Source organism: Blastomonas natatoria, from assembly GCF_003201955.1.
Lineage (GTDB): Bacteria > Pseudomonadota > Alphaproteobacteria > Sphingomonadales > Sphingomonadaceae > Blastomonas > Blastomonas natatoria.
Window position 1 is genome coordinate 1 of sequence record NZ_QJJM01000027.1, and the last position, 14424, is coordinate 14424.

Sequence of the window (14424 nt, forward strand, 5' to 3'; positions counted from 1 at the left end):
ACCGTAAGCTCGCCGCCTAAAACCCAACAACAGACGAGGCCCGCACTCCGCTAATTTACGCCGCGACCTGTGCCAAATGTTCTGACGACGGACAGTCCGATGCCTTCCCAAACTCTAGCGGATCGCGCGGCGGACTCTGATGCTAAAACGCTTTATCGCTTCTGGATCGACGTCACTTCCCCGGCATTGCCAATGACGGTCAGGTTGAAACCAACCTTGTCGCCCACGGCAATGCCTTTGAGCAGTTCTGGCTTAGCGGAGAAGCCCATCGTCATCGCAGGCCATTCAACGGCAGGTATCGCGTCATGTTCGAGAGTGATTTTGCCGGATGCCGGGTCGATCGCTGTGACAGTTCCGGTGCCTTTGGCCATTTTCGCCTCAGCGGGCATGGCCATATCAGCCATCGCGTCAGTAGAGGTTTCAGCCTTGGGCGCTTCGGCGGGCTTGCCGCAGGCGGTCACACCGAGTGGCAATGCGAGCAATGTCGCGGTCATCAGTATATTCTTCATGTCGTTTCTCCTTGGTGTTGAACTTCAGTTTTCTGCCTGCGCATCAGCAGGTATGCGGCAGGGATAATCAGCATCGAAAGCAGCGGTGCGGTAAGCATCCCGCCGATCATCGGCGCGGCGATGCGGCTCATCACTTCGGACCCGGTGCCGCTGCCGATGACGATGGGGAACAGGCCAGCAAGAATGACGGCGACCGTCATCGCCTTTGGGCGAACGCGGAGGAGCGCACCTTCGCGGACGGCAAGCTCGACATCTTCGGGCTTATGTTCGGCCAGCGCGTGTTTGAGGTAGATCAGCATCACCACCCCGAACTCCGCCGACACGCCTGCCAGCGCAATAAACCCGACGCCGGTTGCAACCGACTGGTTATAGCCGAGCAGATAGAGCAGCCACACACCACCTGTGAGTGCGAACGGCAATGTCGCCATGATGAGCGCAGCTTCATCCCAGCGCCGGAACGTCGCGTAAAGCAGTGCGAAGATGATGAGCAATGTTGCCGGGACAACGATCTTCAACCGCTGTGTTGCGCGCTCAAGAAATTCAAACTGTCCGGTATAGGCGACACTGATTCCGGGCGGCAGCTTCACCTTTTCTGCCACAGCCCGTTGCAAATCACCGACAATCTCGGTCAGCGCGCGGCCCCGACCGTCGATATAAACCCATGTTGCGGGGCGGCCATTCTCGCTGCGCAACATTGGCGGGCCATTGGTGATGCGAATATCGGCCACCGTTCCAAGCGTGATTTGCTGACGAGACGGAGTCAGCACCGGCAAATTGATGATGTCGTCCAGACTGTCGCGGATTTCGCGGGGGTAGCGCACGTTGATTGGATAGCGGGCCAACCCTTCGACGGTTTGCCCGATCACCTCGCCGCCAATCACACCCGATACGATGGCCTGTACATCGGCAACATTCATCCCGTATCGCGCGGCGCTCGCACGGTTGATGGCAACGTCGATATAGCGACCGCCCGAAAGCCGTTCGGCCAGTGCGGAGCTGATCCCCGGCACGGTCTTTGCCACTGTTTCGATTTCGCGCGCGGTGCGGTCAATCTCTTCGAGGTTAGCGCCCGACACCTTAATACCAATCGGGCTTTTGATTCCCGTCGCGAGCATATCAATCCGGTTGCGGATCGGCGGAATCCAGAAATTGGCGAGGCCGGGGACTTTGACGACATCATCGAGCGCATCAATCAGCTTGTCCTGCGTCATGCCTGCGCGCCATTCGCTCTTGGGCTTGAACCGGATCGTCGTTTCAAACATTTCGAGCGGCGCAGGATCGGTCGCAGTATCGGCGCGGCCTGCCTTGCCGAACACGCTTTCCACCTCTGGCACTGTCTTGATGAGGCGGTCGGTTTGCTGGAGAAGCATCGAGGCCTTGGCTGTCGAAATGCCCGGAAGTGCGGAGGGCATATACAGCAAATCGCCTTCGTTCATTTGCGGCATGAACTCGCCGCCGGTCTGCCATATCGGCCACAGGCTGGATGCGAAGACGAGGCCCGCAATCAGCAAGGCTTGCTTGGGCTTCTCCAATACCCAATCGAGCGCGGGCCGGTAAATGCGGGTCAGCCAGCGGTTAATAGGATTACTGTCTTCAGCGGGAATCTTGCCCCGAATAAGCCAGCCCATCAGCACAGGAACGAGCGTGATCGAGAGGATTGCCGCTGCCGCCATCGCATAGGTTTTGGTGAATGCAAGAGGCGCGAACAGCCGCCCTTCCTGTCCCTGTAACGAGAAAATGGGGATGAACGAGAAGGTGATGATGAGCAGGCTGAGGAAAAGTGCTGGCCCAACTTCGGCAGCGGCATCGGTAATTACGCGCCAGCGTTCCTCGCCTTTCAGTTCGCTGTCAGGGTTTTCATGCGCCCAGCGTTCGAGATGCTTATGGGCGTTCTCGATCATCACAACCGCTGCATCAACCATCGCGCCGATAGCTATCGCGATGCCTCCGAGTGAGAGGATATTGGCGTTCAACCCTTGCACCCGCATTACGATGAAGGCGATCAGGATGCCAAGCGGGAGCGTGAGGATCGCCACCAGCGCCGATCTTGCGTGCCATAGGAACAGCCCGCAGACGAGCGCGACAATCGCAAATTCCTCAAAGAGCTTGGTTGTGAGATTCTCGACCGCACGGTCGATGAGGCCCGAACGGTCATAAGTGGTGACAATCTCGACCCCCTTGGGAAGACCAGCCTTCAATTCTGCCAGCTTGGCTCGCACGCCCTCGATGACTTCGCGGGCGTTCTTGCCCTGTCGCATGACAATAACTCCGCCCGCGACTTCGCCTTCACCATTTAGTTCGGCGATCCCGCGTCGCATGTCGGGACCGATTTGCACCGTCGCGACATCACCGACCGTGACTGGAATGCCACCCGATGCACTGCGCACCGGCACAGCGCGGAAATCATCCAATGTTTTGAGATAGCCTGTGGCGCGGACGACATATTCGGCCTCGGCCATTTCAACGACCGCACCGCCTGTTTCCTGATTGGCGCGTTTCAGTGCGTCGGAGACTTCGCTTGCTGTGACACCGTAGGAGGCAAGTTTTTGCGGATCGACCACGACCTGATATTGTTTGACCATCCCGCCTATGCTGGCAACTTCAGCCACACCGGGAACGGCCTTTAACTCATAGCGCAGGAACCAGTCCTGAATGCTGCGGAGCTGTGCTAGATCATGCCGCCCGGTCTTATCGACCAACGCATATTCGTAAATCCAGCCTACGCCAGTCGCGTCGGGGCCGAGTGAGGCGGTCGCACCCGTTGGCAAGCGACCCTGCACTTGGCTGAGATATTCAAGAACGCGACTGCGCGCCCAATATAAATCCGTGCCATCCTCGAACAGCACATAGACAAAGCTGTCGCCGACGAATGAATAACCGCGCACGACACGCGCTCCGGGAACCGACAGCATCGTCGTTGTCAGCGGATAGGTGACCTGATTCTCGACAATCTGCGGAGCTTGGCCGGGATATGTCGTGCGGATAATGACCTGCACATCGGAGAGATCTGGCAGTGCATCGACAGGCGTTGTTCGCACCGCGCCGATGCCGATGATTGTCAGGACGAGTGCCGCAACCACGACCAGCCCGCGCGTCTTGACCGACCAGCGGATGATAGCTTCAATCACTTGGCACCTCCGAGCGGGCGAACTTCGATGCCGGTCAGGCTCGCTTCGGAATCGAGCAGGAACTGACCCGACGCGACAACTTTCTCGCCAACGGCCAAGCCTTCGATAATTTCCGTCTGTCCACCGCCTTCACGGCCCGTTCTGATTTCTGCCGGATGATAACGGCCATCTCCCATTGCCAGCATCACGATCGTGCGTGTGCCGGTGCGGATGACGGCTTCGCTTGGAACGAGCAGCGCTGGCCTTGCATCACCGCCAAGCGCCACGCCTGCAAACATGCCTGGGCGAAGACGACCGCCGCGATTGGCAAGCTCGATACGGATGGTGAGCGTGCGGCTGTCGGCTTGTGCGGTGGGTAGGATGGCTATGATCCGCCCGCCAAATGTTTCGCCGGGAAACGCGGTAAGTGTAGCCGCAGCACTTTGCCCAATCCGCACTGCTCCTGCCTGTGCTTCGGGAACAGCAGCATTAAGCCAGACCGTGCCAAGCCCTGTTACCTGCGCGAGCGTTTGCCCCATCGCGAGCGTCACGCCAGCGCGCGCATCAAGGGTCTGGATTACGCCTGAAATCGGCGAAGTGATGGTGATAGTGCCATTTGTTCGCCCGCTACGCTCGACGCTGGAAATGAGGCCGTCGGACATGCCCATCAGCCGCAACCTTTGGCGCGCAGCGGCGGTCAGATCAGATCTTCCCAGACGCTTGACGCTCAAAAACTCAGTCTGCGCGCCGCCCCATTCGGGCAATTGCACATCGGCAATCGGCGCGCCTGCACGCACCACGTCTCCGGGCGCGCGAGCATAGACGCGAGACACGAAACCGCCCGAGCGCGCCTGAATGATCGCTACATCGCGTTGGTTGAAATCAACGTTGCCGGAGACGTTGAGGGTAGCGGCAAGACTTCCCATTTGTGCGGGAACAATACGGATACCCAGATTCTGCATGGCAGACGGGTCAATGCTAACGCCCTGCGCCGCCCCCGAAGCTGCGCCGCCGCCATCTGCACATTTGGGTTCAAGCTCCATATCCATGAACGGCGATTTTCCGGGCTTGTCGAATTTTTGCTGCGGAAACATCGGATCGTAGTAATAAAGAGCCTCGCAGCCATCTGCGCTTTTAGCAGGCGCAGCGGGAGCCTCCCCGCGCTGGCCCAAATAATATCCTCCACTACCTGCAATCAAAGTCGCAGCCAGTATTCCAGCACGCCACCGCGCTGCGTGTGTCGTGTCGGTCATGGCCGATCTCCCGCATAAGTTAAGTTGATACGAATAGCGTCGCGGGCAACTTCGGCCTCGCGGACGAGTAAATCGACTTCGGCCTCGGCAACCGTGAGTGTTGCCAGCAACGCCGTTCCCAGATCGACGGTGCCAGCACCGAAGCTGTCAAAATCGAGCTTTGCCCGCTTCCGGGCAAGCGGCACCAGATTGTCACGCGCATTTTCCATACGCGCATGGTGCATCGCGTGTTCGGCCAGATCGCCTTCCAGCGCCGCAATCGCTTCGCGTTCGCCAGCCAACCGGTCGAACCGCGCGCGTTCGGCTTCGCTTGCCCGAGCCGCAATTTTGGGGTCTTGGCGCTTGCGCCCGAACAGCGGCAGGTCAATCGAGACACCGACCGAGAACAGATCACCGTAGTTGGGTTCACGGCGACCGTAAGTTGCGCTGACCTTCCAATCAGGCGTCTTGTCGGCGCGGGCGAGCCGCGTTTCGGCATCCATCGCGGCAGATTGGGCGTCAAGCGCGCGCAGACTTGGCAGATCGCTTATGCTTGAGAACAACGCGCTGCGGTTGATTGTCAGTTCGGGCGGCGCTCCAGCGACCGATGGGTCGGGATCACCGGTATAGCGTGACAGCCTTGCCCGTGCCTTTGCAATCTCTGCCATCAATGCACTGCGGCGATCATTCACTTGAGCGCGCAATTGGTCGGGTTCGAGGGATTGAGAAGGCCGCGCACTGCCCGAGGTAAGCCGCGCGGTCACCGTCGATTGGAGATCACTGAGACTTTCGTCGAGTAATTTCAGTTCGTTCAGTTGCCGCTCGCCATAATAGAGATCGACCCACGCGAGCGCGGTTTCCAAGCGGATATTTCGCGCCTCCACCTCAACCCCGGCTTCGGCGATGCCAATATCAGCACCCGCTCGCGCGGCGCGTGCGTGGCGTTTGGCAGGATTGATGAACTGTTGGCTCACGCCAATCGTCGTCATTGTGAAATCGTCGCGATTGAAGCGTCCGGCATCTGGTCCCGTTACTGGAAAGTCACGAATACCGATGTCCAGCGTCGGATCGGGCAGCCGGTCAGCCGCAATCGCGGCAGACTGCGCGGCGGTAACGCTTGCCTCACGCCCTTTCAGACTCGGAGCCTCGCTTTGCGCGCGCTGAAGCGCAGCGTCGAACGTCAGCGGTTCGGCATGAAGCGTTGCAGGCAACAAAAGCAACGCCGCGCCAATAAACTTACGCATGAAATATCCCCCTTTTACCGTGAGAGCCGAACAGGACCGCCCCGACCCACGCTCGTAGCGCAGGCCGGGACGACATCCGTCAGCCTTTGGAGGGAGAAGCGCCCTTGCCGGGCATCATCATGCAATCGGCGGCAGCGACCTTCATCATGTCGCAATCGCAATTGGCCATCTTGGTCTGGTCATCCTTGACCCAGACCCGAACGCGCGATGGCAGGTTCGACTTGTTCGGACCCGGAGTGGGGCGTGATTGCCATTCATAGTGGCCGGGGCCGCGATCATTTGCCGCTTGAGCCGATACGGAGGTGAATGCCGCGAGTGTTGCAGCGATTGTCAGTAAAATTTTCATGTTGAATATCCTTGGTTGAATCAATTTTGCGCCCGCAGCAGCATCAAAGCTGCCGGACGCCGGTTGGTTCAGCCAAGGATAGAGGGGGGATCGGGTATGGGAGCTTCGTTGCGCCCGATCAGGACCGGGCTTGCAGCCAAGTCAAAGGAAGACGTGGCACTGACCGGCGCATCAACGGCAATTGGCAATGTGCCAAGCCCCACCAGTGACGTGCAGCCGACCATCGCAAAGCAGCCAGCCTTCATATCCTTGCAGGGCGGCGCATTGTCGCGCGATTGCTTTCCGGCTTCCATGCAATCCGCCATGCCAGCCATCGCCGAGGCGGCGGCGCTCTGCTCCTGCTGCATTTCAGCGCAAGGCGGCGACGCATAGGCCACGCCCTGCCACAAGAGGCCAAGAATGGCCCCAAGCAGCAAGAGATGGCGTAACAGCATTTTCATTTGATACCTAAAATGGCCGGGTGGATGACAATTGTCAATTCGCATGAAATCTGCTGGAGGTTACATATCTCCCAGCTCAAGCCAATTTCGTTCCGCCAACGGCAAGGGGATCACTGGCTCCGCCGATTCCGGCAATAGCTTCGATGATGCTACAATCAGCGGCGCGCCCACCTGCGCAAGAGGTTGCAATTTCAGTCAATTGACTTTGTAAGGCCTTAAGTCGTGCGATACGATCTTCAATGCTATTGAGATGACGACGGGCAATCATTGCCGCTTCTGCGCAATCTTGATCTGGCTGGTCTGACAATGCCATGAGTGACCTGATTTCGTCGATCGAGAAACCCAATCCCCGACTATGGCGAATAAATGAGAGCCGCCGAAAATCAACTTCGGCATAGGTTCGCCGCCCTGCTTCCGTCCTAGCCGCCTTTGGCATCAGGCCGATCTCTTCATAAAAGCGGATCGTGTTGATTTTTGTGCCAGTTCGCCGCGCAAGATCACCGATCAAAGTAGATTTTTGGACGGACATCTCTTTCCTTAATGCAAGCGATTCGCAAGATTTCGCTTGCTCCTACAGTTACTGGAGGATTTATGCACGAATTATGAGCGAAACGAACTCAAGCGATTGCGGCTGCACAGGTGATACCAAAAGGGCTGAAAAAGACCCGGCCTATGCCCGTGCATTATGGATCGTCGTGATCCTCAACCTGGGTTTCGGGGTTTGCGAAATGTTGGGTGGGTTCATCGCCAATAGTCAAGCCCTGAAGGCGGACGCGCTGGATTTCATTGGCGACGGGTCGATTACGCTGATTGGGCTTCTGGCGCTTGGCTGGACGGCTCATGCGCGCGCCCGGATAGCGTTGACACAGGGGCTTTTTCTGGGCGCGCTTGGGATCGGGGTCCTCGCGTTCGCAGCTTGGCGCGCGTTCAATGCTGTTGCGCCCGAGGCCGAATTGATGGGCGGAATCGGTATTGTTGCTCTTATTGTGAACATCAGCGCCGCACTGGTTCTTTCCAGATTTCGTGATGGGGATGCGAATGTCCGCGCTGTCTGGCTGTTCAGTCGTAACGATGCCCTTGCCAATGTGGCCGTCATCTTCGCGGCAGCACTTGTCGGATGGACAGGACAAGCATGGCCAGATCTCGCGGTAGCAGGCGTGATTGCAATATTGTTTCTCCATTCAGCTTTTGAAATCATCCGCCGCGCTCGCGCCGACATGCGCGAGACTGCACATCAATAATAGATCAAGGCCGCTAACCGTGAACATTCGCCTTTTAAAAGCGCACATCATTCTTGTCCTGGCTCTATTGGGCATGACGTTTCCTGCAATGGCTCGCGCGGCTCCGGGGGATGTACAAACGGTATGGCGGCTGCTTGATTATGTGGCGGTCGATTACAGCGAGGCGGTGTCGAACGGCAAGGTCACCAGCGAAGCCGAATACGCGGAGATGACGGAATTTTCCGCTACGGCGCGTCTGCGTATTGCTTCGTTGCCGAAAACTAGCGCGCAACAAGCGCTGGTTGGACAGGCGGTCGGACTGGAGCGAGCAATAGCGGGCAAGTCATCTCCCGAAACAGTAGCCAAGAATGCTCGCTCGCTGGCGGCTGCGCTGCTCGACGCTTATCCCGTAACGCTAGCACCGACAAAAGCTCCCGATCTTGAGCGTGGTGCAAAACTGTACACGGAAAACTGCGCGGCTTGTCACGGTGCGACCGGCGATGGTCGCGGTCCTAGCGCGGCCGGACTCGATCCTGCGCCGATTGCTTTTGCAGACATATCACGCGCCCGACAGCGCAGCCTTTTTGCGCTCTATCAAGTAATCTCACAGGGCCTTGATGGGACGTCAATGCAGGGCTTTTCACAACTGTCTTCCGAGGACCGCTGGGCACTTGCTAACTACAGCGGCAGCATCGCATTTGCAGATACGAGTGTTGGTGAAAAGCTATGGAAAGGTGATCCTTCAATCCGGAAGGAAATTCCTGACCTGACGACGTTGGCGACAATCACGCCAGCCAAGCTGGGTGCAGCAATTGGTCAGGAAAAGGCCGATGCTGTTATGGCCTATTTACGCGCTCACCCGGAAGCGATTACTACAGCCCCTACAGGATCACTCGCGGTCGCCCGAGAGAAATTGCGCCAGTCGCTGGCTGCATATCGTGCGGGTGATCGTAATGCCGCTGAAGAACTGGCGCTGTCAGCTTATCTTGATGGGTTTGAACCCGTGGAGCCTATGCTTGCATCCCGTGATGCGGCACTGATGGCGCGCATCGAACGTGCGATGGGCGGTCTGCGTTCAGCCATCAGCAAAGCTGTTCCAGTTTCCGAACTCGAAATCCAAGTTGACGCGCTTGATGGACTTTTCAGCGAGGCGGAGGTTGCGATTTCGCCGGATTCCGCAAGCGACGCATCAACATTCATAGGTGCGCTCACTATCTTGCTTCGAGAGGGGCTTGAGGCGTTGCTCATTGTCGTCGCGATGATTGCTTTTCTCCGAAAAGCTGACCGCGCAGATGTATTGCCTTATGTTCATGGCGGCTGGATCTCGGCTCTTCTTGCCGGTGTAGCAACGTGGATTGCCGCTACATTTGTCATAGGTATCAGTGGCGCCAGCCGCGAACTGACCGAAGGGTTCGGTTCATTATTGGCAGCCGTCATTCTTTTGTCTGTAGGAATCTGGATGCACGGCAAGTCGCAAGCGGACGAGTGGCAGCGTTATATCCGGGCGACACTGGGTAAAGCCCTTACGCGTGGATCGGCATGGTTTCTTTTCGGACTTGCTTTTCTGGCGGTCTACCGAGAAGTCTTTGAGACGATCATATTTTACGCCGCGCTTTCAACCCAAGGAAATGGCGGGGTGATGTTTGCGGGTGCAGCAACGGCAATCGCCCTGCTCGGTGTTATCGCTTGGGCAATGTTGCGGTATAGTCGTCGGCTCCCGATCACGAAGTTTTTTGCCTACAGTTCGCTGCTCATGGCAATCCTTGCGGTAATCCTGATCGGTAAAGGCGTCGCTGCACTACAGGAAGCTGGCCTGATCAACATAAATTCACTGGACGGGTTCCCGCGCATAGGATCATTGGGAATTTTTCCCGCAACGGAACCCCTATTGGCGCAAGCTATCATGCTGGCCCTCCTTGTTGTGGGATTCTGGTTCAACACCCGGCACGCAGCGGCAGCTGCGGGTAGCGATCGGGCCGCAGTGTAAAATGTTGGCGCTGAAAAAATTTCAACTCGGCTATAACCAAAATACAATCTACAAAATCACGCCACTAGCAGCTCGATTTGCGCTTACTCGCGCCTACGACGTCCGCGTCCCTTGGGCGGATCGACACCAATCAGAACGCAAAGACCGTTGACGAAACTTTGTGTGTTTGCGAGTTCGGAGCCTCCGGTTCGCGCCCATTCGGCAACCAAGGATTCTATTTGATCGTTATCTGACACGGATCGTCGTTCGCCGTCGAAGGTCTTTACGCGCAATCAGCAGACGGGGTGGCCGTCCATTTTGAGTCAGCGCCATCATTGACCAAAAGCCGATACCGCGCATAGCGACGCTCACCTGAGCGGATCAACGCCCCCTTCTCGACAAGATCGGCCAGATCGCGTGTCGTGGTGGCTAGGCTGGCACCTGTGATCGTCCGGTAATTGCCAGCACTTAACCCACCCGCAAAGCCGTCCGCCCCTTCGCAGAACAAGCGAAGCAAAGCTTTTTCCTGCCGCTCGTTGATTAGCCCGCGCAAGCGACCGAGCAGCCGCGTCTTGTCGATCAGGAAGCGGATGCGGGTGATTGTCCGCGCCTGCGCCTCGATGACAATATCGGCAAACCATGCGAGCCAGGCATTGATATCGTTGCTCTGGCTGCCGAGCTGAAGCGCGGCATAATAGGCTTTGCGGTGACGATGGATCGTTTCCGCGAGAGCCGTCAGCGTCGGGGCCGCAAGGTTTTGCGCCAACGCTTTTTCAGCAATCGCGCGCCCGATCCGGCCATTGCCATCTTCGAAGGGATGGATGCTCTCGAACCACAGGTGCGAGATCGCGGCACGGGTGATCGCCGGAAGCGGATTCGGTGATGCCGGTGCGCTGCCGTTGAACCACGCGATGAAACGGGACATTTCCGCAGGAACGGCCTCCGACGGCGGTGCCTCGAAATGCACACGTGGCGCGTGAAGCGCGCCAGACACGATCTGCATCGCATCTTCATGGCTACGGTAGCGCCCGACATCGGCAATATCGCGCCGCCCGTTCATCAACATCGCGTGCCAAGCGAACAGGGTCTGGTCGTCAAGCGGCGCAGCATGGTTGCGATACACATCGGCCATCAATTCAGCGGCCCCGGCTTCTGCCGCACTTGCGCGGCGCTGATCGGTGGCAAAGCCCAGATGCCGTGCGAGCGACGACTGAACCCTGGCGCGGTCAAGGATTTCTCCCTCGATGGCGGAGCTATCGACCACTTCTTGTGAAATCAGTTCGATGGTCAGGCCATCGCGGGCATCGGCGTCTAGGTGGTGCAGCGCACCGATGACAATGCCCGAACCCTTCAGGAATTGCTCTTCGGACGCGCGGATGCGATCCGCGTCAAAGCGAAAATCAGGCCAGTCGGGTAGCTGCCAATTCCAGCGCATGATGGATAAGAAGCCTTTCTATCAATCACGATATAGCATTATTGTGATTGATAAGGCGATCACCAATCAACAGAGGTACACTTTCGCTTTGAGGGGTAAGATTGTGACGATGGCCGCATCCTGGATGGTGCGGGTAGTAAGGATCGGACCCACACTCCTTGCGGAACGGATGTCGAAGCGCACGCACTTATTAACTCCCGGAAAGTTGCAGTAACCGGTGCTTAAGTCGCAAAAAGTTGCGGAAGGGTCGAAAGCAAGGGCTTAACGGCTAAAAATGCCGAAAGAGTCCACACCAGCGCAAATGCAAGGCTCCAAAGGGCATCGGCGATGCGGAGTCAGCGTTTGAAGTGGGCAGGGCGAACCGACTGTTTCGCTTTTGCCGCGTGTCGCGCCTTGGCGGTGGCTTCCTCAACGTCGCCTTCGGCATCCATATCGGCGTGCATGGCTTCCCAACCGCCAATGCCCATCAACACGCGGTCGGCGTGCTTGATGATATCCACATGGCCATAATGGTTCTCGATCATCTTTACCGAGGTGCCCATCTGTTTGGACAGGATATAGACATCCACACCTTCGCTAAGCCGGAAGGTGGCGTAGGTGTGGCGGAAGCAATAGGTCGAACGCGGGATGCCGTTCGGCCCCATGCGTAAGTCAGCCTCCACGAGCAAGGCCTGCACCGTGTCGCTGTAGAGATATTTGGCAGGCTTCCCGTTGATGATCGTGAACACGGAATCATCGGGCGCGGTGGCCTTAGACAGCTCGCGGACGCGATCAAGATATTCGCCGACGCTCTTGGGAGCTACGAGCTTGCGCGATTTCCCTTTGCCCTGCACGAACATTACGACGATCTCGCGCCCGCCTCTATCCTTGGCGAGCATGATGTCGCGCCAGTGCAAATTCTTAGCCTCCGAAGGACGCATCCCCGTATTGCACATGATAAGCATGAAATTGTAGCACATGGTGCGATACCAGATTCCTTGGGGTGTTGTTGCCGCCCTGATCCATTTGCGCCCGACACTGAGAAGCTTACGGTATTCCTGAAGCGTGAATTCGTCGCGGCGCATAGTTTTGAGTTTAGGCCTGCCTTCAAATCGGTGACTGGCAGGCGCAAGTCGTTTGATGATAGCAAAGTTCATCACCGCATTGAGCGCGCCCATCTCGAATCGAATTGTCGCATCGCTGATATGCTCACGGAATCGACCCTTGCCATTTTCCCGCCGCCAGGTTGGATACCCCGCCCAACGATCTTGGCCGATTAGGTGGATATGGGTGCCACCGACATAACCTTCGAGCGCCTTCTTAAAGGCGTTTCGGAGGTTCTTCACCCGGTCGTGGGAAACTTCCCCCGCTTTGGCGCGGCGCTGTTGCGTCTGGAGATAGTCTTCTGCCACTTGCCGAAACGGACGATTGAACACAGCTATTTCATGCTTCACGCGAAACCGAATGTCGGCATCCTGATCGAAAGCACGGTCGTGCGCTGACTCCCGGTCCGCCGTGTGGAGTGAAATCACCTTGTAGCGATCCTCGTTGGGGAGCTTGATACGGCAATAAAAATTGCGGTGTTCGACATCGCCGCGCCTGAAAATGATGAGGCCGGTTTTTAACTCCTCTTTGTCGATGATAAATGCCATGCCACGCTCCAATGTGCAGAAATTGTGCAGGTTGGAGCGAAAGCGCACGGTATTCCATAGCTGAATTGAATTCGCGAAATATGACCGAACAATTAGTGCCTGAACGCGTCGTTACCCGTATAAATGCAGAAGTTGGCAAACTAGGATCGCCAATTTGTGTAACTCTAACCAATTAGCCGCCGCGACACTCACATAGGTTCCCGCTTATCTCACCACGGGGGGCAAGCAATTGAATGCCACTGAATGACTGCTGCGTGGCATTTTCCCCGCAACGGAACCCCTATTGGCTCAGGCCGTAATGCTGGCCCTCCTTATTGTGAGATTTTGGATCAATTTACGACGAGGGGCTGCATTGACTGCCTCGGCCTGATAACCGAACCTACAAAAACACTTTAGATTTAAGGCGATGAATTTATGCAACGGGTCAGAGATTTACTCGAAACGCGCCAGGTGCATATATACTTCGGTTCAGTCGTCGCTGGCGCAGTCTTTACCTTGATTGCCCCCGCGACAATGGCTTTCGAGAAAGCAATCAATCCCGCCCTTGCTTTCATGCTGTTCGTAACCTTCCTTCAGGTTCCGCTCGCCGATCTTGGGCGAGCGTTCACGCGGTGGCAGTTTACCTCGGCGCTGCTCGCCGCAAACTTCGTGGCGATTCCGCTTCTCGTTGCAGCGCTTGCACAACTCCTCCCGGTTGACCCATTGATCCGTCTGGGTGTTCTCTTGGTGCTATTAACCCCTTGCATCGACTACGTCGTCACTTTCGCTCATCTCGGTCGCGCCGACGCCAAGTTACTGCTGGCGGCGACGCCCGCGCTGCTTTTGCTCCAGATGGCATTGTTGCCCGTCTTTCTCCGCCTGATTCTAGGTGACTCAGCCGTCGAACTCGTCCGTGCCGGCCCGTTTTTTCATGCGTTTTTGTGGTTGATCGCCATCCCGCTGGTGCTCGCTGGCCTTGTCCAGTTCTGGGCGGCCCGCGCATCACTCGGGGCAGCCGTCTCCTCGGTCCTAGGCGTCCTCCCTGTGCCAGCCACTGCGTTTGTACTCTTCGTGGTGGTCGCCGCTGTCGTGCCGCAGCTTCAGCCAGCCTTGGACGCCGTGGTCGTAGCAGTTCCGTTCTACGTCGCCTTCGCGGTCCTCGCTCCTTTGGCCGGGTGGGGGGTGGGAAAAGCGTTCGGATTAAAGGCCGAGGAGGCGCGAGAGGTGGCCGGGTTAGTCTGAACAGCGATTGGCAACAGATAAGTGGATCGTCTGCCGGTTGCTTCTTCGATTTTCCGATATGGGGCGTCGCGCA

Annotated in this window: 12 protein-coding genes; 3 read left to right on the forward strand and 9 right to left on the reverse strand. The window is 57.4% G+C overall.

The genetic code is table 11. The features are described 5' to 3' along the window. Positions 1-152 precede the first annotated feature (152 nt). The 7 genes from C7451_RS18935 to C7451_RS18965 all read right to left on the reverse strand — a co-directional run bounded on the left by C7451_RS18935 (position 153) and on the right by C7451_RS18965 (position 7407). Positions 153-509: a copper-binding protein gene (locus C7451_RS18935; protein ID WP_069052212.1), complete on the reverse strand. Its 357-nt coding sequence runs from the start codon at positions 507-509 to the stop codon at positions 153-155. Beyond that, positions 506-3637 carry an efflux RND transporter permease subunit gene (locus C7451_RS18940; protein WP_110300431.1) on the reverse strand — a complete coding sequence of 1044 codons (3132 nt, stop codon included), beginning with the start codon at positions 3635-3637 and terminating at the stop codon, positions 506-508. Before C7451_RS18940 ends, C7451_RS18935 begins: the two co-directional genes overlap by 4 nt. Further along, positions 3634-4869 (reverse strand): efflux RND transporter periplasmic adaptor subunit, encoded by a 1236-nt coding sequence (locus C7451_RS18945; protein ID WP_110300432.1) that lies wholly within the window; start codon positions 4867-4869, stop codon positions 3634-3636. Before C7451_RS18945 ends, C7451_RS18940 begins: the two co-directional genes overlap by 4 nt. After that, positions 4866-6092, reverse strand: coding sequence for a TolC family protein (locus tag C7451_RS18950; RefSeq protein WP_110300433.1), 1227 nt, complete (start codon positions 6090-6092; stop codon positions 4866-4868). Before C7451_RS18950 ends, C7451_RS18945 begins: the two co-directional genes overlap by 4 nt. Before the next feature lie 79 nt (positions 6093-6171). After that, positions 6172-6438 (reverse strand): hypothetical protein, encoded by a 267-nt coding sequence (locus C7451_RS18955; RefSeq protein WP_110300434.1) that lies wholly within the window; start codon positions 6436-6438, stop codon positions 6172-6174. A gap of 68 nt (positions 6439-6506) precedes the next feature. Beyond that, complete coding sequence (locus C7451_RS18960; RefSeq protein ID WP_110300435.1) at positions 6507-6878, reverse strand: hypothetical protein; 372 nt, start codon at positions 6876-6878, stop codon at positions 6507-6509. Positions 6879-6954: 76 nt separating this feature from the next. Continuing rightward, entirely contained in the window at positions 6955-7407 is a 453-nt protein-coding gene (locus tag C7451_RS18965; protein ID WP_110300436.1) for a MerR family transcriptional regulator, read from the reverse strand. Positions 7408-7480: 73 nt separating this feature from the next. On the opposite strand from C7451_RS18965, the gene C7451_RS18970 reads away from it, so the two are divergent. Together C7451_RS18970 and C7451_RS18975 are read left to right on the forward strand one after the other, a co-directional pair. Next, positions 7481-8119 carry a cation efflux transmembrane domain-containing protein gene (locus C7451_RS18970; protein ID WP_110300437.1) on the forward strand — a complete coding sequence of 213 codons (639 nt, stop codon included), beginning with the start codon at positions 7481-7483 and terminating at the stop codon, positions 8117-8119. Between the two features lie 73 nt (positions 8120-8192). Further along, positions 8193-10085, forward strand: a complete 1893-nt coding sequence (locus C7451_RS18975) for a cytochrome c/FTR1 family iron permease (protein WP_110300438.1) — start codon at positions 8193-8195, stop codon at positions 10083-10085. A 262-nt stretch (positions 10086-10347) separates the two neighbouring features. Here the strand turns inward: C7451_RS18975 and C7451_RS18980 are convergent, their stop codons facing one another. After that, entirely contained in the window at positions 10348-11499 is a 1152-nt protein-coding gene (locus tag C7451_RS18980) for a Fic family protein (RefSeq protein WP_110300439.1), read from the reverse strand. Positions 11500-11834: 335 nt separating this feature from the next. Beyond that, a complete protein-coding gene (locus tag C7451_RS18990) occupies positions 11835-13130 on the reverse strand; it encodes a tyrosine-type recombinase/integrase (protein ID WP_110300441.1) in 1296 nt (431 codons plus the stop codon). 414 nt (positions 13131-13544) lie between these two features. On the opposite strand from C7451_RS18990, the gene C7451_RS18995 reads away from it, so the two are divergent. Then, positions 13545-14351, forward strand: a complete 807-nt coding sequence (locus tag C7451_RS18995; RefSeq protein WP_110300442.1) for an arsenic resistance protein — start codon at positions 13545-13547, stop codon at positions 14349-14351. Positions 14352-14424 lie beyond the last annotated feature (73 nt).